Source organism: Vibrio sp. SCSIO 43136 (assembly GCF_023716565.1).
GTDB lineage: Bacteria > Pseudomonadota > Gammaproteobacteria > Enterobacterales > Vibrionaceae > Vibrio.
On the sequence record NZ_CP071848.1, the window covers coordinates 2,914,888 to 2,937,746 of the forward strand.

The following is a 22,859-nucleotide window of genomic DNA, read 5'->3' on the forward strand; positions in this document are numbered from 1 at the left end:
TTTTTCTTATATCGTAAACACAGAGCCTAATGGCCTAACGTTCCATCAGCAATGCTTTTAGATAGTATTTATTTTACTCGACCTACGTATTCACCAGTACGAGTGTCTACTTTCACTACTTCACCGATCTGGATGAATAGTGGAACACGTACTACCGCACCTGTCGTTAGTGTTGCAGGTTTACCACCTGTGCCTTGAGTGTCGCCTTTCAGACCAGGGTCTGTTTCTGTCACTTCAAGCTCAACGAAGTTTGGCGGAGTCACAGTAATTGGGTTACCGTTCCAAAGAGTGATCATACAAGTGTTGTTCTCTACCAACCACTTAGCATTGTCACCAACCGCTTTAACGTCTGCAGCGATTTGTTCGAATGTTTCGTTGTTCATAAAGTGGTAGAATTCGCCATCGTTGTATAGGTAGTCTAGGTCGATATCCATTACGTCAGCAACTTCAACAGTTTCACCTGACTTAAAGGTTTTCTCTAGTACCTTACCAGACAGTAGTTTACGAATTTTAACGCGGTTAAACGCTTGGCCTTTACCAGGCTTTACGTATTCGTTTTCAAGAATAACGCATGGCTCATTGTCCAGCATTAGTTTCAGGCCGCCTTTAAATTCGTTAGTGCTAACAGTAGCCATTTTTTCCTCTTACTATGTCCGAGTTCAATTTAATGCCGCACATCATAACCCGAAATGCCCCAACTGTTGAGCAAAACTGGCTTCAACAGCTAGCGAATGCGATCACAGATCCCAATGAGCTGTTAAAACAGCTAGAGATCGATCCCACGCCATGGCAAAAAGGGTTGGCTGCACGAGAGCTGTTCGCAATGCGAGTCCCTCAAAGCTTTGTTGAGAGAATGGAAAAAGGCAACCCAAATGATCCATTGCTGCGTCAGGTGCTGCCTCTGATTGAAGAGTTCGATACACCCGTAGGCTACAACGCCGACCCACTGCAAGAGCAAGACAATGAGCAACCGGGGCTGCTGCACAAATACAAAAACCGAGCGCTGCTGATCTTAAAAGGCGGCTGTGCGGTAAATTGCCGCTACTGTTTCCGTCGTCACTTCCCTTATCAAGACAACAAAGGGTCCAAATCTGTGTGGCAGCAAAGTTTGGATTACATCATTGAGCACACTGAATTAAACGAGGTGATCTTATCGGGCGGTGACCCACTGATGGCCAAAGATAGCGAACTGCAATGGTTGATTGAACGCATCGAGCAGATTTCACATATTCGTACCCTACGCATTCATACTCGCTTACCTGTGGTTATCCCAGCTCGAATCACCAATGAGCTATGTCAAATGCTTGCAGGGAGCCGCTTGAACACCGTTTTGGTAACCCACGTTAACCATGCCAATGAGATTTGCCCTGAGTTCAGAGCCAAAATGGCTGAGCTAAAACAAACAGGGACCACCTTGCTCAACCAAGGCGTGATGCTAAAAGGAGTGAATGATTCCGTTCAAGCGCAAGTAGCGTTAAGTGAATCTTTGTTTGACGCAGGCATTCTCCCCTACTATCTGCACGTGTTAGATAAGGTTCAGGGCGCAGCGCATTACTTTATATCTGACCAAGAAGCCAAAACGATTATGCGTGAGGTAATGACACAAGTGTCGGGGTATTTAGTGCCAAAGCTGACACGTGAGATTGGTGGGCGTAGCAGTAAGACACCGCTGGATTTGCATTTAGAGTAGAGAATTTATTTGCAGCTTCGCTCGATCCGCTTTCCCATTTTCATTTTTTCAATTCTTAATCTCATGGCTTCATGGCAAATCACCTTGCCTTGATTTGCCTCGGAGATTCCGGTAGCAATCAACTGATCTTTGGTTAACCCTTTTTTATCACCAGAATCTAATTCGTCAACTGCCTTTTTAACACTCTTCTTTTCCATTATCGCTATCCATAGTTGGGCTGTGTATTAGCGGTAGCTCATTCCTAACAGCAGGGCTTGATTAATAACCAAGCCCTTGTATGAAAGTCAATTACTTCGCAAAGTTAACAATTGGGAAGCACTTGAAGAAACCGTTGTCCGCACAGTTCAGCAGACCAATTTGCACGCCTTCGATTTGCTTAGTTTTGTTAAAGAAACCAAACTGGAAATTCGATTTTTCTGAGATGCTCACCAAAGCAACGTCAGCCATAGTGTGACCTTGAGAGTAGTTCACCGTACTAAGGTTTAAACCTTTCACATCGTTGGTGTAGTTCACTAGACCTGCATTCAGGCCTTTCGCCTGACCTTCGTTCCAGTTGAATAGGCCCAATGATACACCCTTCATTTCTTGGTTTACTTTCGAGCCACCAAAGAAAAGACCGAAGTTTAGACCAGTTGTTTTGTCAGTTTCAGACATACCCAGTAAAGAGACATCCACACCTTTAACCTCACTCACTTTACCGTGAAGCACTGACAAACGAACACCACCCACTGCATCATTGCTTGGCACGTTGTTGCCTTCAAGCGTTGAGAACATTGCACCTGAGCTATCAGCCATCGCCACTGGCGCAGCTAAAGATGCAGCCATCAAAGTTGTGAATAGTACTTTCTTCATTATGTTGTCCTTTTAAAGCTAAAAAATCGGCAAGCAACGAGGGATTGCTTGCCAATACATTTATAAATGCGGGCGAAATATAGGGGATAAAACATCCAGACACAAGACACTTATTCGCTAGTGATCGCACTCAAACCATGTTGACTCGATGGTTCATCTCGCAGCTTTGTCAGTACGGTTCTTTGCTCGACATGCCACAGATGACTAAACCCATCGTAATGATGTACTGGGAAACAGTGACTTGCGTGATCTGTTTTCACCACTAACTTTCCACCTTGTGCTAAGCGACACGGCGTTAGTGCCAACTCCTCACTAAACGCATTAAACAACCAGTTGGCATGATATTCAGACTCTGCAGGCATTAAAATGATCAGCTCTCCGTGCTCGCCCATACCAAACACATCAATATCTCGAAGGCGTTGTTTGAGCAAGTTAATGATATGAGTCTCGACTTGCTCAGCAACGTCAATACCATATACATCTTGGTAGTCTTTCCAAGTATTAGGCTGGATGACTGTGACGGCGAGGTATGGCTTTTCACTCATCTCTTTGAGGGATTCTTCAATCCCTGCCAAATTCAACAGACCGGTTTGAGCATGGTTAAAAAGCAAATAGCGCTCATAAGCCAGCATGCTCGAATAGCTCTTTCTCAACAGCAACCCAATGGCTAACAAATAGGTGAAAAACAGTGTGATCAGTACATACTGTTTACTGTGCCAAAGGTGTGATAAGTGCTGTTTCCAGTTCTGCTCTACATTGAGGTAAAGACGTGTATCTAACCCCTGCCCCTGCAGTGGTTTGGAAATGGCGTAATGAGTTAACCCCATCGTATTGCTGCCTTCCCAATCAGAGATTTTGTATTCTCTTTGGTAGCGGCCTTTGATCTTACTTGCGAGCGAATCTAGACCGAGCACACCGATAAACTCGCCATCTTTATGCACACCAACGGTCAAGGTGACCACCTGCTGGCCTAAGATCAAATCTTCATATTCCCCAGTAAAAGTAATACCGCCAGGGTGCTCTGCAAGCCCGTGCCTAATGGTGTTGACCCAAAATGGTCGCTCTTCAATGATCTCATCGAAGTCACCACCATGAACATGTTCAGCAAGCAGCGCAGGCGAGGATATGATGAACTTATCGCGCGAAATGAAGTAGATCGAGGAGACTTTGTCCACCAGCCCAACAAGGTAAGACATTACCGTTGCTGAAGGTAGCATCGACTCTGCCAGTGTTGCCATGGCATCTTGTTTACCACACATGTTTGGTGGACCTGAGAAAACAAAGTCAAACTTGTTGCCTCGGCTCATCTCGCTAAACAGGTAGCATGTATCGCCCACACTTTTCTTAAGTACAGGATAAGGGTAGTGATTTTGGTGCATCTCACTGTGCGAGGTCATCTCAAATTCGACCGAACGTAGGGTATGTGTCATATCCCTCAGCTGCATCATCAGCTGGTTTTGTTCAATCTGATACTCTTCCTGAGCTTCATCCAGTGCGTCTATCAGTATTAATAACAGAAAGACACCAAATATAGCGGTCACGCCTAATAAGGCCCGCTTAATTGGAAAAGAGTATTGATAACTCACTGTTATACCTAGTTTAATCTCAGCAAAAAAGCGTAGCTACCATAGCAGAACTGGCCAGAAGGGAAAGTCAATTTTAAGTGATTTTATAAGTGTTTGGTTTTATATATTTATAAAAGGGTTTGTGGGGAGGGGGATGTTTGGTTTTATATCAAAAGGTTAGGAGAATGAAATTTCGGTAAAGGGGAAAGGGCTGTCGGGAGGCGGAGAGAAAACTATTCGCCTTTTACCGCTAGCGTCAGCGTCCGTTAGCAAAGCGTCCGTTAGCAAAGCGTTCGTATCCCAAAATAACAAAGCCCCGTCAATCGACGAGGCTTTGTATAATATCTAACTCAAACGAGTCGACAATGTGAATTTATCACATCATGCCTGGCATGCCGCCCATACCACCCATGCCGCCCATATCAGGCATTGCTGGAGCGTCTTTCTGTGGTAGGTCAGTTACCATCGCTTCGGTTGTGATCATAAGACCAGCAACAGATGCTGCGAACTGAAGTGCAGAGCGAGTTACTTTGGTTGGGTCTAGGATACCCATTGCGATCATGTCGCCGTATTCGCCTGTTGCTGCGTTGTAGCCGTAAGAGCCTTCGCCGCCTTTCACGTTGTTTGCTACTACTGACTCTTCGTCACCAGCGTTGCTTGTGATTTGACGGATTGGCGCTTCCATTGCACGTAGTGCAACACGGATACCAACGTTTTGCTCCTCGTTGCTGCCTTCAAGACCAGCAATCTTGTGTGCAACACGGATAAGCGCTACACCACCACCAGCAACCACACCTTCTTCAACCGCTGCGCGAGTTGCGTGAAGCGCGTCTTCTACGCGGTCTTTCTTCTCTTTCATCTCAACTTCAGTGGCTGCACCAACTTTGATTACTGCAACACCGCCAGCTAGTTTAGCCACACGCTCTTGCAGTTTCTCTTTGTCGTAGTCTGAAGTTGCGTCTTCGATTTGTTGACGGATCTGAGCCACACGGCCTTGGATCATCGCTTCTTCACCCACACCATCGATGATAGTAGTGTTTTCTTTAGTGATAGAGATGCGCTTCGCTTGACCTAGGTCTTCTAGTGCTACTTTCTCAAGCTCTAGACCGATCTCTTCAGAGATCACAGTACCACCAGTTAGGATAGCGATGTCTTGAAGCATAGCTTTACGACGGTCACCGAAACCAGGCGCTTTAACCGCAGCCACTTTCACGATGCCACGCATGTTGTTCACAACTAGTGTTGCTAGAGCTTCACCTTCTACGTCTTCTGCGATGATTAGCAGTGGACGAGACGCTTTAGCAACAGCTTCTAGAGTAGGAAGAAGTTCACGGATGTTCGAAACTTTCTTGTCTACTAGAAGAACGAATGGGTTTTCTAGATCAACAGAGCCCGCTTCTTGGTTGTTGATGAAGTAAGGAGATAGGTAACCGCGGTCAAACTGCATACCTTCAACCACGTCTAGCTCGTCTTGAAGTGCTTGACCTTCTTCAACAGTGATTACACCATCACGACCTACACGCTCCATCGCTTCAGCGATGATGTTACCTACACTCTCATCAGAGTTTGCAGAGATAGTACCTACCTGTGCGATAGCTTTAGTATCAGCACATGGAACAGAAAGTGCTTTAAGCTCTTCAACGGCAGCAGCTACTGCTTTGTCGATGCCGCGCTTAAGATCCATTGGGTTCATGCCAGCGGCTACTGACTTAAGACCTTCGTTTACGATAGCTTGTGCTAGTACGGTTGCTGTTGTCGTACCATCACCTGCAGCGTCGTTTGCTTGAGACGCCACTTCCTTCACCATCTGTGCGCCCATGTTTTGGAACTTGTCTTCAAGTTCGATCTCACGTGCAACAGAAACACCATCTTTAGTGATGGTTGGTGCGCCAAATGATTTGTCTAGAACTACGTTACGGCCTTTAGGACCTAGTGTTACTTTTACTGCGTCAGCTAGAACGTTTACACCTTCTAGCATTTTAACTCGTGCGTCGTTACCAAATTTAACGTCTTTAGCAGCCATCTTTATTTTCCCTTTCGAATTCTTTAGTTAGTCGTTTTTTGAACCAGAGTAAGAACTACTCAATGATTGCGCTTATTCAACGATTGCCATGATGTCGTTCTCAGACATGATCAGCACTTCTTTGCCGTCGATTTTCTCAGACTTAGTTGCGTAACCTTCTGCGAAGATAACGGTATCACCAACTTTCACGTCCAGCGGTTGTACTGTGCCATTCTCTAGGATGCGGCCTTTGCCAACAGCTAGAACGGTACCACGAGTTGATTTTTCCGCAGCAGAACCAGTCAGAACGATGCCGCCAGCAGACTTAGATTCAACTTCTTGGCGTTCAACGATAACTCGGTCATGTAAAGGACGAATGTTCATCGGTCATCTCTCCTGATGTGATGTTTGTTAATAGATTGCCGTTTTCGGCGATTGTTGATGTATATGTGGTTGAATTTGGCCGATCCCAAGGGCTAGAGATAAAAAAATGTGACTAGTGTCGGGAAAAGGGTTTAAGGGTTTAAGGGTTTAAGGGTTTAAGGGTTTAAGGGTTTAAGGGTTTTTGCAGATTGAAGTTATCGGTTCTGTAGTCAAGGCTATGAAGGAAAGGTCTTTTGGGTCTTACCCTTGAGCTATAGCGCCCCTTAAACCCTTAGCGCAGCGTTCGCATCTCCTGTATCCTATCGTTCACCTCGTCTATTAGTTGTACTCCCTATATGTCAGATAAACATGGATTGCTAACCGCACCCATTGCCGAAGTCTTGCGCCGTATGACGGTGCCTATGACCTTTGGCATGATAGCGATCTTGATGTTTAACTTAGTGGATACCTTCTTCATTTCACTGCTTGGCACTCAAGCACTTGCGGCAATTAGCTTTACCTTTCCGGTCACCTTCGCCGTTAACTGCATCACGATGGGCATAGGGATTGGGCTTTCGACTAACATCGGTCGGTTGCTGGGCCAAGGCGATAACCGCAACGCAGCGAGATTTGCCACCCACGGATTAATCCTGGCGGTGACCTTGGTCATTTGTGCATCCTTTATCGGCATCGTGACCACAGGGCCATTGTTCTCATTGCTTGGAGCAGAAGCGTCACTCATCCCACTTATCGAGCAATATATGTGGGTGTGGTATCTCAGTGTGCCACTGCTAGTGATACCAATGGCTGGCAATAGCGCCATTCGCGCCACTGGAGATACCGCAACCCCAGCAAAAATCATGATGCTGGCAGGGCTTATCAATGGTGTGCTCGATCCGCTGCTGATCTTTGGTATTGGCCCCTTTCCCGAACTTGGTATTCAAGGGGCAGCCATAGCCAGTGCAGTCAGCTGGTTAGGCGCTTTAATAGGTTCGCTGTACATATTAATCAAACGCGAACGCTTGCTCTCATTGCCTAACGCAAAAATCATCGATGACTGTAAACAGATTCTAAAAATCGGTACACCAGCGGCACTCTCCAACGCGATGAATCCTCTAAGTGGCGCAATTATTATGATGATGCTGGCCAGTCACGGAACGGCAGCAGTTGCGGCTTACGGTGCAGCTCAGCGAGTCGAGTCCATTTTGATTCTAGTGTTGATGGCACTGACTTCCACCCTCACCCCATTTATGGCGCAAAACTTAGGTGCAAATAACCCTGAGCGTAGCTTTGAAGGGCTGTTCCTCAGCATGCGTTTTTCAATTGCCTTTCAGCTAGTAATTTTCGTGATGATGGTGCCACTGAGCATCCCAATCTCACTGCTGTTCTCTCAAGAGCAACAAGTACAAGATCTGCTTTGGCATTACTTACTGTTCGTGCCAGCAAGCTACGGGTTCTTGGGAGTGACGATGATGTTAGTCAGTGCGCTCAATGCGATGCATAAACCATTGTGGGCTTTTGGTTGGAGTGCGATGCGTCTATTCGTATTTACCATTCCTAGCGCTTGGGTTGGCAGCCTTTATCACGGCATTGAAGGACTGTTTATCGGCTTAGCCTTGGGTAATGTTATTGGTGGTGTTTTTGGGTATCTCTATGCACTAAAAGAGCGCCGTATGGCGCTCACTTAAGCGACAGTGCACAACACTTCATATCGCTGCAAAATATTGTCTTTAAAAGATTCGGGGATGAGCTCCCACGGCATAACTTGCACAAAGATGGGAATATTCGAATGTTGCAGGGCGTGTTTAAACTCGGCGATATCGTTTTGGCCATTTTCTGGGGTTATTAGAGCCAAGTCCAAGTCGCTATATGGACGATTCGTTCCTTTCACTCGGCTACCGTATGCCCACAACTCACTACCGGAACACAAGGTCTGTTGAGCAATTTGACATACTCTTGCACGATCTTTTTCTCGTAAATTAATCATACGATTGCTGCCTAAACAAACTCTCAAGGCGTTTACAGTCTTCAATAAAGCTCGGCAACAGAGCTAAAGTAGTATCTGCAAACTTAACGCCATAGTCGTGAGCGGTGTTATTACGATTGTCGCGATACTCTAACCAGCGCTCAACCTCTTCCATCGATAACAGGCCAAACTGAGCTGCTTTACGAAAAATATCTTTATAAAACAGTTTATCTGCTGCGCTATGAGAATGAAGATAAGGACGTAGACACAGCTTTAATAGCTTACCAGACTGCTCTAGCAATATTTCAAACTCTTTGACACAAGCTGAGCGAAACATTTCATACTCGATAGAGTCTGGCTGCGCCTGCACCGTCAAAGTATGTGCTTTTTCGAGGGTTTGAATGCATTTAAGATAAAAGTCTGTGTTAATCATACTGTTTAAAGCTAAATCCCATCACCACCCGTAAAGGTCTGTGACTTACCATTGAAGTTTTGGTCCATATCCATTGCTGGCATCTCTGACTTAGGTCGACCGACAATTTTAGCAGGAACCCCCGCCGCAGTAGTGTGAGCGGGTACTGGCTGCAACACCACAGAGCAAGAGCCAATTTTAGCGCCAACCCCAACTTCGATATTACCGAGGATCTTCGCCCCTGCCCCAATCATCACGCCTTCACGTATTTTCGGGTGACGGTCACCACTCTCTTTACCAGTACCACCCAGTGTTACGTCTTGCAAAATCGATACATCATTCTCAACCACCGCAGTTTCGCCGATAACGATGCCAGTGGCGTGGTCGAGCATAATGCCCTTACCAATTTGGGCTGCTGGGTGAATATCTACCTGACACGCAACTGAGATTTGGTTTTGCAGGTAAGTCGCTAACGCTTTTCTGCCTTGACCCCAAAGCCAGTTAGCCACTCGATAACCTTGCAGTGCGTGATAACCTTTTAAATAAAGCAGTGGCATCGAATACATAGCAACGGCAGGATCTCGATTCACGACCGCACAGATATCGCATGCAGCGGCGCTAGAAATGGATGGATCTTCTTTAAACGCCATCTCAATTACTTCTCGCACCGCCATTGCTGGCATCGAGCTGGTTTTGAGCTTGTTTGCGAGAATATAGCTTAGCGCTGCAGCCAAACTGTCGTGGTTAATGATGGTTGCATGATAGAAGCTCGCCAACATTGGCTCTTCTTCCGCCATTTTACGCGCTTCTTCAACGACCGCTTTCCATACCACTTGCTTCTCACAAACTTTCATCGTCTTCCTTAACCTCTGCTACTTCCTTCGGTGCTTTTTATGCTTCTGCTTTCTTATCACGAGCGAGCAAGTCTTGCGCCGCTGCTCGTGCATCTTTGTCTTGATACAGTACTTGATAGATTTGGTCAACTATTGGCATTTCAACGCCCATGCGTTGAGCAAGCATCCAAACTTCTTTGGTGTTGCGATACCCTTCTACCACCTGACCAATTTCCTCTTGCGCTGTATCCACGTCTTTACCTTGACCAAGCGCCAAGCCAAAACGACGGTTACGCGATTGGTTGTCAGTACAGGTGAGCACCAAATCGCCCAAGCCCGCCATGCCCATGAAAGTCTCTTGCTGCGCACCAAGCGCTAAGCCCAGACGAGTCATCTCAGCAAGACCGCGAGTAATCAATGCTGTGCGAGCATTGGCCCCAAAGCCGATGCCGTCAGACATACCAGCGCCAATCGCAATCACGTTCTTTACCGCACCACCAAGTTGCATGCCGATGAAATCACTGTTGGCATACACACGGAAGGTTTTGCTGCAGTGAATTTTCTCTTGTAGATCTTTAACAAACTGCGCATTCGGAGAAGCCACTGAAATCGCAGTCGGCATTCCCATCGCCAGCTCTTTGGCAAACGTCGGGCCAGACAGTACCGCTAAAGGCAAGTCTTCACCAATAACGTCGTGCGCCACCTCTTTAAGCAAACGACCGGTTTCAGGCTCCAGTCCTTTCGTCGCCCAACAGATTCGTGTGTCATCACGCAAATGAGGTTTTAGGCTGTTAAGCACAATGCCAAACACGTGGCTTGGCACCACCACCAAGATATCACGGCTGGCTTTGACGGCTTTCTCAAGATCAGACTCAACAATCAGCGATGGAGGAAAATCAATCCCCGGCAGAAACTCATGGTTGGCACGATCGGCTTCAAGGCGCTGCATATGATCCTCTTCATGCCCCCAAATCACGACATTTGCGCCGTTACGAGCCAAAGAAATCGCCAAAGAAGTGCCGTAAGAACCCGCACCAATGACTGTCATTGCGACTTCTTTGCCATATACATCTTTATCGAGAGTATCCATTTTTATCCGCCTGAAGCTTTTCGTTAGTGATGTGTATTATAAATAAAAAATGCACATCGGGGATGTGCATTTTTCTATAAGCTAGGGTTTGCTCTCTAATAACGAGGGCATGACCTACTGCGAGAGATTAAGCTTCTGCTTGACCTTCAGCTTGGTTTTGTAGGTAGTTCATGAACAGAGCGTCAAAGTTTACTGGCGCAAGGTTCAGTTGAGGGAAAGTACCCTTAACTACTAGGCTTGAGATAGTTTCACGAGCGTATGGGAACAGGATGTTCGGGCAGAATGCACCTAGGCAATGCGCTAGCTGGCCTGCTTCCATGTTGTCTGCTGAGAAGATACCGCCTTGCTGAACTTCACATAGGAACGCTGTTTCTTCTTCGTTTTTAACAGTTACTGTAAGACGTAGAACCACTTCGTAAACACCTTGGCCTAGCTCACGGCTTTGCGTATCTAGATCCAGTTTTACATCTGGGTTCCACTCTTTTTGGAACATGTCTGGAGAGTTAGGCGCTTCAAAAGAAACGTCTTTTAGAAAGATACGTTGAATCGCAAAGTTCTGTTGTTCTTGAGGTGCTGCTTCAGCCATTTTAATAATCCTTTCAATAGATGTTCTGTTGGCACTGAGACTAACGAAGAGAGTCTTGATAAACCAGAGGGTTTTTCCAATTCTTGCAACAGCTCACAACTTGTGAGGCGAGATGCGATTGAGTTCTTAGAAAACGCTCAGTGCTAGTAATTTGTTGTGATGCTAATCGACGTCAATGACGATTCGATTACTTCTTACCACGGATAAGCGGCATGTTTGCTTCGTTCCAAGCAACTAGGCCATTACGCAGTAGGTAAACTTGTTCAAAACCTGCTTTGTTTAGCTCATTAGCACTTTCAATTGCAGTCTGACCGGTCTTACATACCACTGTAATTGGGCTCGACTTATATTTTTCAAGGCTAGCAACCGAACCATTTTTGATATCAGACGGCAAAATGTGAACTGCGCCCGTAATATGACCCGCTTTAAACTCGTCTTTCGAACGAACGTCTACCACAACACCATCTTCTTTGTTGATGAACTGTGTCAGCTCAGCTGGACCAATTTCTGTGTAGCCCGCTGTTTTTGTTTTTACGATGTTCATGATTAGGGCTACTACTAGACCTATCCAAATCACCGCCATAATCATATTCTGTGAAATAAAATCGATATACTCTTGCATGTCCTACGCTCTTGCAATCTGGTTGCGAAATTCGATGAAGCGCTGAGTATAGCGTGCAGGGGGGTGAGATGCGAGGAATAGCAACACCGAAAGTGGTGGTGTCGATCACTAAAAAGCGAGTCCGGACGCTAGTACCCACGGACTTTTAACTATCGACTGGGCTTATGCCGTAAAGCGTAGCGACCGTTCGCCGTTTACCGCTTACCGATTGCTTTGAAATTTTGTAACAACCATTGACGCACTTTATTTGATCTTAGACTACAGTTTTGCGGTGAAAGTGTAGTAAAGTTACGCTAATTAATTTGTAAAAATACGTTTTTAAAATACTTGTAATTGAACTGAATACAGAACTTGAATTGACGAGGTAGGAAATATGTCAGCTAAGAAGCCAATGGCTCTAGTGATTCTCGATGGTTGGGGATACCGTGAAGATAAAGCAAGCAACGCAATTGCGAATGCCAAGACTCCGGTTATGGATGAACTTTTTGCAAACCACCCAAATACACTGATCTCTGCATCAGGTATGGATGTGGGTCTGCCTGATGGCCAAATGGGTAACTCTGAAGTGGGTCACACCAACATCGGCGCAGGTCGCGTGGTATACCAAGACCTAACTCGCATCACCAAATCAATTCAAGACGGCGAGTTCGAGCAAACTGAAGCGCTTGTTGCAGCAATGGACAAAGCAATCGCAGCAGGTAAAGCTGTTCACCTAATGGGCCTAATGTCTCCAGGTGGCGTACACAGCCACGAAGACCACATCTACGCTGCTGTTAAAATGGCTGCTGCACGTGGCGCTGAGAAGATCTACCTACACTGCTTCCTAGACGGTCGTGACACACCGCCACGCAGCGCTGAAGGCTCCCTGAAACGCTTCGACGAGCTATTTGCAGAGCTTGGTAAAGGCCGTGTCGCTTCTCTTGTTGGTCGTTACTACGCTATGGACCGTGACAACAACTGGGACCGTGTTCAAGTTGCTTACGATCTACTAACTCAAGGCAAAGGTGAGTTTACTTTCGACAGTGCTGTTGAAGGTCTAGAAGCAGCTTACGCTCGTGAAGAAAACGATGAGTTTGTTAAAGCAACAGCACTACAAGCTGAAGGCCAAGAGTCTGCGGCTATCGAAGATGGCGATGCTGTGATCTTCATGAACTACCGTGCTGACCGTGCTCGCCAGATCACTCGTACTTTTGTACCAGCATTCGATGGTTTCGAGCGTGCGAAATTCCCAGCAATCGAATTTGTGATGCTAACGCAATACGCAGCAGACATCCCGCTTTCAATCGCATTCCCACCAGCATCGCTTGAGAACACATTTGGCGAGTGGCTATCGAAAGAAGGCAAAACTCAGCTACGTATCTCTGAAACTGAGAAATACGCTCACGTAACTTTCTTCTTCAACGGCGGTGTTGAAAAAGAGTTTGAAGGCGAAGAGCGTCAGCTTGTTGCTTCACCAAAAGTTGCCACTTACGACCTACAGCCAGAGATGAGCTCAGAAGAGCTGACTGAAAAAATGGTTGCAGCGATCAAGTCAGGCAAATACGACACCATCATCTGTAACTACCCTAACCCAGACATGGTAGGCCACACAGGTGTTTACGAAGCGGCTGAGCAAGCGATTGAAGCCATCGACGGCTGCATCGAGAAAGTGGTAGCAGCAATCAAAGAAGTGGACGGCCAGATGCTGATCACCGCTGACCACGGCAACGCAGAAATGATGGTTGACCCAGAAACAGGCGGCACTCACACAGCGCACACCAACCTACCAGTACCTCTACTATACGTAGGTAACAAAGACCTAGACTTCGTTGAAGGTGGTAAACTGTCTGACCTAGCACCAACCATGCTACAGCTAACAGATATGCCAATTCCAGCCGAGATGTCTGGTCAGGTGATTGTTAATCTGAAATAATCATTCCACGAATCAAAGGGCTAGCGGTTAGTCCTTTTAAGTGGCGGAAAGATGATTCAGAGAAACCTGATTAAGCAATTTCTTAACGCCAGTGCTGCCTGCACTGGCGTTTTTGTATGCCTTGCATCTGCACTTGCGATGCCTGCTTATGCCAACCAAGCCAATGAGCTTAAAGGGGTTAAATCTGAGATCTCCCGCCAGCAGCAGCAACTCAAATCCAGTCAGTCGGAATTGAACAAGCTACAAGCTCAGCTCAAAAAGCACGAGCTATCTATCTCTGAAATTGACCAAAAGATCCGCCAAAGTGAAATCAACTTAAAAAAAGCCAACAACAAACTGAGCCAATATCAAACCAAATACGGCAACCTAGAGTTGGTGAAACAGAAGCAGCTGGAATCCCTAGAAGAACTGGTCAAAAGCTACTACGTCTCTCGTAAAAAATACGACGCAGCATCTCTACTTCAAGGCACTGACAAGGCAGAACTAGACCGCATCAATCACTACATCCAGCACCTAGCCCAAATGCGCAGCGATACCATCGCCGCCTTGAGCGACACAGAGACCCAGCTAGATGATACTGCCCTCGCCCTCAAACAAGAGCGAGAGCAAATTGCCAACCTGCTTGCCAGCCAGAAAAAACAGCGCAGCCAACTAACCCAATCTCAATCAGGCCGCAAAAAAACCATAGCTAAGATCAACGCCTCGATCCGCAAAGACAAAAACTATCTGTCTGAGCTTCAACGTAATGAAACTCGCTTAAAAGCAGAAATAGAAAAAGCCAAAAAACGCAATGCAGTACCAATGAACGGTCTCGCTAAACAAAAAGGCAAACTGCCTTGGCCGCTGAAAGGCAAGGTGCTGCACCGCTATGGGTCCAAACAAGATGGCCAACTGGTCTGGAAAGGCACGGTGATCTCAGCTACTCATCGACAACCAGTAAAAGCGGTTTACTCAGGCACGGTGGTTTTTGCGGAATACTTGCGAGGTTACGGTCTGATGGTACTTATCGACCACGGTAAAGGCGATATGACGCTGTATGGATATAACCATGCGCTCACCAAGAAGGAAGGCGATAAGGTGACAGCAGGAGAGACGATTGCACTAGCTGGGGATACTGGAGGACAAGATCGGGTGTCGCTTTACTTTGAGATTCGTCGGAATAGTGAGGCACAGGATCCTAGGAGGTGGTTGAGGTGAATGCATCACTCTTAAATTGGTAAATGCCGTAATGGTGTTACATTTATGAGATATTTTCGATCCCTCCTTGCGATACTCACCATTATGTATAATATTTAAACACTCGGGAAATGGATTTCAGGGACGTCAGACATGTGTAATAGCACATAGCCCTGCCCAGATAATAATAAATGTAATAAATACAACTATCTTGGCAGAGGTTTACAATGGCTTTAAATATTCTTCTAGCTTTAGGGTTATCCTATGGCTTTCTCTTTGTGCTGTTCCACATAGCGCTCAAAGTGGGTTTGGTCGATAAACCCAATGAACGTAAGTTACATGATGGGCACATCCCACTCATCGGCGGATTAGCTGTCACTACCACTCTCATCACCATCTTGCTGTTTGATTTAAACCAGATTGAACACTCAACTTGGTTTGTCGCCGCCATTGGGTCACTGGCCATTTTAGGGCTAATGGATGATAAATTTGACCTAAGTGCCAAGTTGAGGCTAGTTGTTCAAGCGGCGCTGACTTTGTCTATGGTCTATTTTACCGGACTTAGCCTAACCTCTTTTGGCGACATAGTTGGAGTTGGGGAAATATCCCTAGGTTGGTTTGGGGTAGCTATTACCGTCATTGCGGTTATTGGCTCAATTAACGCATTCAATATGGTGGATGGCATTGACGGTTTGCTTGGTGGCCTGAGTATCGTCACACTCGCTTCAATGAGCTTTTTGCTCGCTCTTGCTAATCAAATTGATATGGCGCTATTTTGTGTCGTGATTATCTGCGCACTAATCCCTTACATGGCTCGTAATATGGGCTTGTTGAAAGGCAAAGTGTTTATGGGTGATGCAGGTAGCATGGTGATCGGATTCATTGTAGTTTGGTTCTTGATTCAATTAAGCCAGCCAGGACAAATGGAAGCGATGCGCCCAGTCACCGCACTTTGGCTAATAGGCGTGCCACTTACCGATATGGCGGCGATTATGATTCGTCGAGTGAAACACGGGCAATCTCCTTTCATGCCAGATAGAGAGCACCTACACCACATTTGCCAACGCATCGGCCTTAGCAACCGACAAACACTCGTCCTAATTTGTGGCATCGCTTTGTGCTACGCAAGCTTTGGGATTTACGGGGAAATAAACCAAATCGCAGAGAGCACCATGTTCATTCTCTTCATGGCATGTTTTGTGAGCTATTTCTTAGTGTTAACTCATATTTGGCGAATCACAAAATTTATCCGTGCACTCAAAGCAAAAGGGGCAGATTGGACGGATGTGGCAAGCGATCCATAAATAAGGCTGGAGCGGTACTCTAGCGAGCTAATTAGTAGTGCTCGCTAGAGACACAATTATAGGTAGAATCAAGGCTTCGCCCTTCCAACTGTTAAAGTTGAATAAAGTCGATTAAAAACCATCAAGCTGATAGCACCAAATACAATACCTACGCTGTTTGCAATGACATCCCCAACAAAAGCTTCTCTCCCAGGGCAACCGCATGAGTGTTTAATTATTGCTCATCGGGCTTAAACCAGCACTCAGAACAGCCTCCAGCATTGTCGTATTCATCATGCAACGCTTTTGCTTGCCAACAATACTGAGTTTGGTTGGTTCTGAACGTAGCATATTTAGCCCTATATGACGTAGACAGGATAAGTTTTCTGCCCCGTGATCTTTGTATATTTGGCAGGCATCCTCAGCCATAGTTACATCCAATATCCAGTGCATCGACTCTATACCCCAATGCTCTCTGACTGCGTTTGCGGCCTTTTCCACACTCAGTTGTTTTGAGCTGATGTAGTAGTGGTACTCAAGTTCTGGAGCCTTACCTTTTTGGTAGCGGAATTTTTCTATCATCGCAATGGACTTCAATTCCTTCCATCGAGAGAAGTCGCCTTCAAGCTCTTCAGCGTTTAATACATGGCTCTGACGAACCTCAACCCGACCGTGGTTCTTCTCGATATCAATATCATCGAGCTTCGTTGCCCGTTGCTTTGCAAAAGCCTTTTCAACTGCTTTGCGTAAGTTACCTTGATTGCTTTTGACTGCAAGCAAGTAATCCGCATCTTGGTCGATGATATTTTTTGCTATCTCTGTTTGGCACGCCATAGCATCAATGGTGACTAAAGCTCCTTTGATATCAAGCAGTTTAATCAGCTCGGGTATAGCCGTAATTTCGTTGCTCTTTTTGTCAGTTTTGAGCTGGCCTAGAACGAGCCTATTTGATGAAGCATAAGTACTAATCATATGTATTGTGCTGGCTCGGTCATCTCGGTTGTATGAACCCCGTAGAGTCTTGCCATCAATGGCAACGACTTGTCCTCCAGTAAGACAATGCACCGCGGACATCCAGTTGATAAAACAGGCGTGAAATAGCTCAGGTTCAATCCTAGATATGATGCGTGCTATCGTATCATCCGCAGGTATGTCTTTAAGAAACAGACCATTACGTTTGAACCACTCATGATGACCGAGAATGTACTCGCGAATATCAAACCAACCTTTGGCACCTGCAATAACAGCACACAATGAGCCAAACAAAACGTCAAATAAACAATAAGTTACCTTTGCTGATTGACGGCTGTCAGTGATGGCATCAAAGTGCTCTTTAAACTCATCGATATGCATTGTGGCTAGTTCTCTTTTTTAAAAAGAGTATATGATCACAGCTAAATATGATCGTCAAATCGATCGTTCTAAGTGCTCAGAAAACGTTCGCGATCTTGCCCTGGCTTCTCTCCCAACCATAGACTGGATGACTTCCATCCCAACACCAAACACAAACGATATTAAAGCAGCGCCCCACACCTGATTATTCATGCCTTTGGACAGAAGTACCACCATCAAAAAATAGGCTGCCGCATGGGCATACTTATCATGAACCGTGAGATCGACTACTTCGACTTTTGTCGTCGTAAGAGAGAAGTAAACAATCGCAGTAAAAAAGATCAAATTTGCACACAAAATTAGGTATCGCATTTATCAAGCATCCCTTTTCCCTAAGCCATCAATAGCATACCAAATTTTAGTTACAAGACTTCTACATTTCATGTGGTTCGGTTAGAATATCGCCACAAAAAAACAATATCACATTCAGAATAAACGCAGTTGGTAGGCCCACTTCATGTTGTTAGAACTCTCTTTAGTTTTCTTCGTCTCTTTTGCCACACTTTTCTTAATGCGCAAGGTCGCCAAGCAGATAGGTTTAGTGGATAAACCCAATGCAAGAAAGCACCACGACGGCGTAATTCCGCTTGTGGGTGGCATCTCAATCTGTATCACTTTGGGTCAGTTTGTGGTGGGTAGACCTGACATCATAGTACATAGCCAACTATTTTTAGGCTGTATCCTACTGCTGACCTTTCTTGGTGCATTAGATGACCGCTTTGATGTGAGCTTTAAAATCCGCTTACTCATCCAAGCCGCACTTTCTTTGGTCATGATTAACTTTGCCAACCTGAATTTGAACTATCTCGGTGATATGTTCGGGTTTGGTGAGCTGTTCCTGAGCAGCCCAATAGTGAGCGGTGCAATCACGATTCTTGCCGTAATTGGTGCAATTAACGCATTCAACATGGTGGATGGGATAGATGGCCTACTAGGTGGCCTCTCAATGGTAACCTTTGGCGCACTAGCGATATTGCTTAAAATTGATAGCCAAGCAGGTTTAGCTTACTTGTGTATTGTTGTGGTGGTTTCCATGATCCCTTATATCTGTATGAACTTGGGTTTACTAGGCCGGGAGCGAAAAGTATTTATGGGGGATGCAGGCAGCATGCTGATTGGATTTAGCGTGATTTGGGTTCTGCTTAGTGCCAGCCAAGAGAACCTAGGTTCTGGTGAAGTGTTAATGCGCCCAGTGACAGCGCTTTGGCTAATTGCGATACCGCTGATGGACATGGCTGCAATTATGATGCGAAGAGTAAAACGAGGTGACTCACCATTTAAACCAGACCGCGAGCATTTGCACCATATCTTCCAACGCTTAGGGCTTAGCTCTCGCCAAACACTGCTGGTGATTTGCAGCTTTGCTAGTTTGTTTGCTGGGTTTGGAATTTATGGCGAGATTGCGAATATTACCGAACCAGTGATGTTCTGGGCGTTTATAATGGTGTTTGTGGTTTACGCAGTATTGCTGTCTTATGTCTGGCGTATAACGAGTGCTATCCGCCGCTGGCGTGGGGGAACGCTTGAAGATAGTGCGGTGAAATAAGTTACTTACCCGCGCTACAGAAAGTTGACGTAAATTTAACTGGATAACTAAAGCTTAGTTACTGTGTCAAAGATATGGGTGTCCTGTATTTTTTTTAGGAGGCTCGCTTTAGCTTGGTTAAGCACAATACGGAACTACTGGGTGACCTAGCATTAGAGTGGCCAAATTTGACGACGTTGGGTGTAGTGGTGTCCATTAGGCAAGAGGGTGACAAGCCTGCGGAAACGATGGAAATCAAGCACTACATTAGTTCGTCTAAGTTGTCTGCAAAAGATCTGCTAGAAAACACTCGAGCACATTGGAGCATTGAGAATCAGCTGCACTGGCGTTTGGATGTAGGCTTTATGCCGAATACGCCGTGATCAGGCGGGAGAGAACTTTGCAGTAGTGCGTCACATAGCCTTGAACTTGTTAACCCGTCATTCCGCACCACATTCCAGATTTTAAATAGTGTGATCTGGTGAACATTTGTAGATACTGGTGACGAAGACCCCTTGACCAAGATCCCCAGTTTTGAACTATTACTGTTATTTAACGGTCGATTATTATGTCTGCTCCTCAACCTGTCATTAAACGTTTAGATCACCTAGGGCTAATTGCGGCTTTCTGCCATGAAGTCGGTTTACCAGCCATTATCGACCGCATCATTCCTAAGCACTCCGAACACAACGTCTCACATGGTGATGCCGTCTTAGCAATGATCCTAAATGGACTTGGCTTTCACAGTAGAACGCTGCATATGTTCTCTGACTTTTTCGAAACGAAGCCAATTGCCAAGCTACTTGCTAAAGACATTGAAGCGCACCACTTAACTGAGGATGTACTTGGACGAACGCTAGATGCGTTGTATGACGCAGATGTATCCGCACTTTACCAAGCGATTGCAGAGCATGTTGTTGATAAACTTGAACTTAAAACGGACTCTGTCCACCTTGATATCACTAGCTTCCACGTCGATGGTGAATATGCTCCAGACGAAGATATCAATGCTATTAAACTGGTCAAAGGTTACAGCCGAGATCACCGCCCAGAGCTATACCAAGTAGTTCTAGAGCTGATTTGCGAAAACCAAGCTGGCTTACCTATTTACATGCAGGCACTCAGTGGCAACACTAATGATGCTCAGGCATTTTCTGAAGTCACTAAGAAGCACATTCATTGTTTAAAGGCGGCTCAAAATAGCCGCTACTTTATCGCTGATGCTGCTTTATATACTGAAGACAGTATTCGCTTACTGGATGAACAACAGCAGAAATTTATTACTCGTGTCCCAATGACTATCAAGTCAGCTAAAGAAGCACTACTCGCCCTCCAACCAAAGCAGTTGCAACCTATTGGCAGTAGCTATTTAGGTTGCTGGGTTGATGCTAACTATGGCTCTGTAGCTCAAAAATGGTTGTTGGTTCATAGTGAACAAGCAACTAAACGAGAAGAAGCAACTCTCTACAAAAACTTAGACAAAAATATCACTAAAGAGCTGAAAGCACTGGGCCAACTAATGAAAAAACAGTTTTGCGCAGTGGATGCTGAGCAGGCCATGAACGACTTTGCTCATCAGTGTCATTTACTTGGCTTTGCGCAAACCACCATCATCAAAGAGCCAATCTATGCTAACCGTGGTCGCCCCAAGAAAGGTGCAAAGCCAACTGGGTATCACTATTTAATTGACGCTACCCCCCTCTGGCAGGATAGTTGTCACTGTTAAAATTTAATCAGTTTGGGTGGTAATGAGTGAACTTTGTCTCGTATCTCAGCAGAAAGAAAAGAAGCCATATTGAAGAAACTTCTGCCCCCATATTCCATGTCAGTGGCGGAAGTTGCAAAAGAAGAAGGCATCAGTACAGCAACCCTGTATCATTGGCGGAAACAACTTCGACGCTCAGGAGCCGCAGTGCCAAATAGCAACATTTCATCAGAGCAATGGTCAGCTCAAACCAAATTAGCCATTGTGGCTGAAACCTACTCAATGACAGAGAATGAACTCAGTCAATACTGTCGAGAAAAAGGGTTATATCCAGAAGAAGTGCAAGGCTGGCGAAGTGAATGCATGCAAGGTTTTATGTCGAGTAAAGAGCGTGAAGCTGAAGCCAAGAAGCAGGCCAAAGCCGATAAGCTTGAGATTAAAGAGCTCAAAAAGGAGCTCCGACATAAGGAAAAGGTACTTGCTGAAACAGCGGCTCTACTTGTGTTGAGAAAAAAGCTGAGAGCCTTTTACGGGGAAGAGCTAGAGGACGATTAACCTCTACCGATGAAAGGCTATACCTAGTCACTCTGATCCATGAAGCTAGGAATAACGGTTGCCGTCTAGAGCCTGCATGCTGTGAAGTGGAGATAGACTTAAGAACTTATCGCCGCTGGTATCAGCAAGGTGAGGGGCAAGAGGATAAAAGGCCGACTTGCGAGAGACCAGAGCCTGCCAACAAGCTCACACCACCAGAGCAGATGGCCCTAATCAGGTCTTTACATGGGACATTACCTACTTGCCGTCAAAGGTTCGTGGGCAACACTATTACCTGTATGTCATCGAGGACATCTACAGCCGCAAAGTCGTTGGTTATGATGTCTATGAGTGTGAATGTGGTGAGTTAGCTTCACAGCTATTACAGCGCACGTTAATGCGTGAACAGTGCTTTAACCAACCACTGGTGCTGCACTCTGACAATGGTGCACCAATGAAGTCACTGACGTTCAAAGCTAAGATGGACGAGCTGGGCATTACCTCATCTTACAGTCGCCCAAGAGTTAGTGATGACAACCCTTATGTGGAATCACTGTTCCGCACGGTAAAGTACATGCCAAGTTGGCCAACAAAAGGCTTCGAAAACCTAGAAGTAAGCCGTGACTGGGTAGAATCCTTCGTGCGCTGGTACAATACTGAGCATAAGCACAGTAAGCTGAATTATGTAACGCCAGCACAGCGACACAATGGTCAAGATGAAGAGATCTTAATGCATCGAGCGAAGGTGTTACTTGCTGCCAAGCAAAAGCACCCTGAGCGTTGGTCGAGCGGAATTAGGAACTGTGAGCCAGTTGGAGAGGTTCATCTGAACCCAGAGAGAATAGCCGCTTAATTAATGAGCGAATGATGACAACTACCTTGAAAAACGCCGGTTTATTCTCGCAACCAACGACACCGACAGTGCCGATCTAACAATGGCTGCATTACTCGATCATTACAAATCTCAACAAAAAGTAGAGCGTGGGTTTCGCTTCTTGAAAAGCCCTGAGTTCCTCACGTCATCAATCTTCCTAAAGAAGCCTCAACGAATTGAGGCATTACTGATGATCATGACGTTAAGTCTTCTAGTTTACGCTGGTTTAGAGCATAAGATCCGAGAGCAACGAACCAAGGCAGAAGCATTTTTCCCGAGCATGGTGAAGAACAAGACAACAACGAAACCAACAGCACGCTGGGTATTCCTGAAATTTGAAGGTATCGACACACTCGAATTCGGTGACCAAAGCTTCATAACGGGTATTCAAGATCACCAAACCCGACTACTCAAATTACTGGGTGTTTTATATGAAGCGGTTTATTCTTAAATTGGCTGCGGAATCTCGGGTTAACG

At 45.7% G+C, this 22,859-nt stretch carries 20 protein-coding genes and 4 pseudogenes; 10 read left to right on the forward strand and 14 right to left on the reverse strand.

The genetic code is table 11. From position 1 onward, the window contains the following. Positions 1-68: 68 nt before the first annotated feature. The gene (gene efp / locus J4N39_RS13675) at positions 69-635 is read right to left on the reverse strand and encodes an elongation factor P (RefSeq protein ID WP_252020401.1); all 567 of its coding nucleotides are present in this window, start codon (positions 633-635) and stop codon (positions 69-71) included. A gap of 32 nt (positions 636-667) precedes the next feature. On the opposite strand from efp, the gene epmB reads away from it, so the two are divergent. Further along, a complete protein-coding gene (gene epmB / locus J4N39_RS13680) occupies positions 668-1,690 on the forward strand; it encodes an EF-P beta-lysylation protein EpmB (protein ID WP_252020403.1) in 1,023 nt (340 codons plus the stop codon). 5 nt (positions 1,691-1,695) lie between these two features. Here epmB and J4N39_RS13685 read toward each other — a convergent pair whose 3' ends face one another. The 5 genes from J4N39_RS13685 to J4N39_RS13705 form a co-directional block, all read right to left on the reverse strand. Continuing rightward, positions 1,696-1,887 carry a hypothetical protein gene (locus J4N39_RS13685; protein WP_252020405.1) on the reverse strand — a complete coding sequence of 64 codons (192 nt, stop codon included), beginning with the start codon at positions 1,885-1,887 and terminating at the stop codon, positions 1,696-1,698. Between the two features lie 91 nt (positions 1,888-1,978). Then, the gene (locus J4N39_RS13690) at positions 1,979-2,542 is read right to left on the reverse strand and encodes a VC2662 family protein (protein WP_252020407.1); all 564 of its coding nucleotides are present in this window, start codon (positions 2,540-2,542) and stop codon (positions 1,979-1,981) included. 110 nt (positions 2,543-2,652) lie between these two features. Beyond that, positions 2,653-4,128: a hypothetical protein gene (locus J4N39_RS13695; RefSeq protein WP_252020409.1), complete on the reverse strand. Its 1,476-nt coding sequence runs from the start codon at positions 4,126-4,128 to the stop codon at positions 2,653-2,655. 355 nt (positions 4,129-4,483) lie between these two features. Next, entirely contained in the window at positions 4,484-6,130 is a 1,647-nt protein-coding gene (gene groL, locus J4N39_RS13700; RefSeq protein WP_252020411.1) for a chaperonin GroEL, read from the reverse strand. Positions 6,131-6,202: 72 nt separating this feature from the next. Next, positions 6,203-6,493: a co-chaperone GroES gene (locus J4N39_RS13705; RefSeq protein WP_252020413.1), complete on the reverse strand. Its 291-nt coding sequence runs from the start codon at positions 6,491-6,493 to the stop codon at positions 6,203-6,205. A gap of 335 nt (positions 6,494-6,828) precedes the next feature. On the opposite strand from J4N39_RS13705, the gene J4N39_RS13710 reads away from it, so the two are divergent. Further along, entirely contained in the window at positions 6,829-8,160 is a 1,332-nt protein-coding gene (locus tag J4N39_RS13710) for an MATE family efflux transporter (RefSeq protein ID WP_252020415.1), read from the forward strand. On the opposite strand, the gene J4N39_RS13715 is transcribed toward J4N39_RS13710, so the two are convergent. The 6 genes from J4N39_RS13715 to J4N39_RS13740 form a co-directional block, all read right to left on the reverse strand. Next, positions 8,157-8,459 carry a nucleotidyltransferase family protein gene (locus J4N39_RS13715; protein ID WP_252020417.1) on the reverse strand — a complete coding sequence of 101 codons (303 nt, stop codon included), beginning with the start codon at positions 8,457-8,459 and terminating at the stop codon, positions 8,157-8,159. The genes J4N39_RS13710 and J4N39_RS13715 overlap by 4 nt on opposite strands. Further along, on the reverse strand, positions 8,452-8,871 hold the full coding sequence (locus tag J4N39_RS13720) for a nucleotidyltransferase substrate binding protein (protein WP_252020419.1): 420 nt from the start codon (positions 8,869-8,871) through the stop codon (positions 8,452-8,454). Before J4N39_RS13720 ends, J4N39_RS13715 begins: the two co-directional genes overlap by 8 nt. A gap of 11 nt (positions 8,872-8,882) precedes the next feature. Beyond that, positions 8,883-9,704: a serine O-acetyltransferase gene (gene cysE, locus J4N39_RS13725; protein WP_252020421.1), complete on the reverse strand. Its 822-nt coding sequence runs from the start codon at positions 9,702-9,704 to the stop codon at positions 8,883-8,885. Between the two features lie 37 nt (positions 9,705-9,741). Next, the gene (gpsA, locus tag J4N39_RS13730; RefSeq protein WP_252020423.1) at positions 9,742-10,773 is read right to left on the reverse strand and encodes an NAD(P)H-dependent glycerol-3-phosphate dehydrogenase; all 1,032 of its coding nucleotides are present in this window, start codon (positions 10,771-10,773) and stop codon (positions 9,742-9,744) included. Positions 10,774-10,900: 127 nt separating this feature from the next. Beyond that, complete coding sequence (gene secB, locus J4N39_RS13735) at positions 10,901-11,359, reverse strand: protein-export chaperone SecB (protein ID WP_252020425.1); 459 nt, start codon at positions 11,357-11,359, stop codon at positions 10,901-10,903. 187 nt (positions 11,360-11,546) lie between these two features. Continuing rightward, positions 11,547-11,981, reverse strand: coding sequence for a rhodanese-like domain-containing protein (locus J4N39_RS13740; RefSeq protein WP_252020427.1), 435 nt, complete (start codon positions 11,979-11,981; stop codon positions 11,547-11,549). 373 nt (positions 11,982-12,354) lie between these two features. On the opposite strand from J4N39_RS13740, the gene gpmM reads away from it, so the two are divergent. From gpmM to wecA (J4N39_RS13755), 3 genes are all read left to right on the forward strand, one after another. Further along, positions 12,355-13,893 (forward strand): 2,3-bisphosphoglycerate-independent phosphoglycerate mutase, encoded by a 1,539-nt coding sequence (gene gpmM / locus J4N39_RS13745; protein ID WP_252020430.1) that lies wholly within the window; start codon positions 12,355-12,357, stop codon positions 13,891-13,893. A 51-nt stretch (positions 13,894-13,944) separates the two neighbouring features. Next, positions 13,945-15,090: a murein hydrolase activator EnvC family protein gene (locus tag J4N39_RS13750; RefSeq protein ID WP_252020432.1), complete on the forward strand. Its 1,146-nt coding sequence runs from the start codon at positions 13,945-13,947 to the stop codon at positions 15,088-15,090. A gap of 206 nt (positions 15,091-15,296) precedes the next feature. After that, positions 15,297-16,373 carry a UDP-N-acetylglucosamine--undecaprenyl-phosphate N-acetylglucosaminephosphotransferase gene (wecA, locus tag J4N39_RS13755; RefSeq protein WP_252020434.1) on the forward strand — a complete coding sequence of 359 codons (1,077 nt, stop codon included), beginning with the start codon at positions 15,297-15,299 and terminating at the stop codon, positions 16,371-16,373. 210 nt (positions 16,374-16,583) lie between these two features. Here the strand turns inward: wecA (J4N39_RS13755) and J4N39_RS13760 are convergent, their stop codons facing one another. Beyond that, on the reverse strand, positions 16,584-17,705 hold the full coding sequence (locus J4N39_RS13760) for an ISAs1 family transposase (protein ID WP_252020437.1): 1,122 nt from the start codon (positions 17,703-17,705) through the stop codon (positions 16,584-16,586). 54 nt (positions 17,706-17,759) lie between these two features. Further along, complete coding sequence (locus J4N39_RS13765) at positions 17,760-18,056, reverse strand: VanZ family protein (RefSeq protein WP_252020439.1); 297 nt, start codon at positions 18,054-18,056, stop codon at positions 17,760-17,762. Positions 18,057-18,201: 145 nt separating this feature from the next. On the opposite strand from J4N39_RS13765, the gene wecA (J4N39_RS13770) reads away from it, so the two are divergent. From wecA (J4N39_RS13770) to J4N39_RS13790, 5 genes and pseudogenes are all read left to right on the forward strand, one after another. Continuing rightward, positions 18,202-19,290 carry a UDP-N-acetylglucosamine--undecaprenyl-phosphate N-acetylglucosaminephosphotransferase gene (gene wecA, locus J4N39_RS13770; protein WP_252020441.1) on the forward strand — a complete coding sequence of 363 codons (1,089 nt, stop codon included), beginning with the start codon at positions 18,202-18,204 and terminating at the stop codon, positions 19,288-19,290. Positions 19,291-19,388: 98 nt separating this feature from the next. Next, positions 19,389-19,704, forward strand: a pseudogene (locus J4N39_RS13775) (ISAs1 family transposase); the annotation flags it as partial. Positions 19,705-19,837: 133 nt separating this feature from the next. Further along, positions 19,838-20,968: pseudogene (locus tag J4N39_RS13780) on the forward strand (IS1634 family transposase); the annotation flags it as partial. A 60-nt stretch (positions 20,969-21,028) separates the two neighbouring features. After that, positions 21,029-22,361 (forward strand): annotated as a pseudogene (locus tag J4N39_RS13785) (IS3 family transposase). A gap of 40 nt (positions 22,362-22,401) precedes the next feature. Next, positions 22,402-22,833: pseudogene (locus J4N39_RS13790) on the forward strand (IS1634 family transposase); the annotation flags it as partial. Positions 22,834-22,859 lie beyond the last annotated feature (26 nt).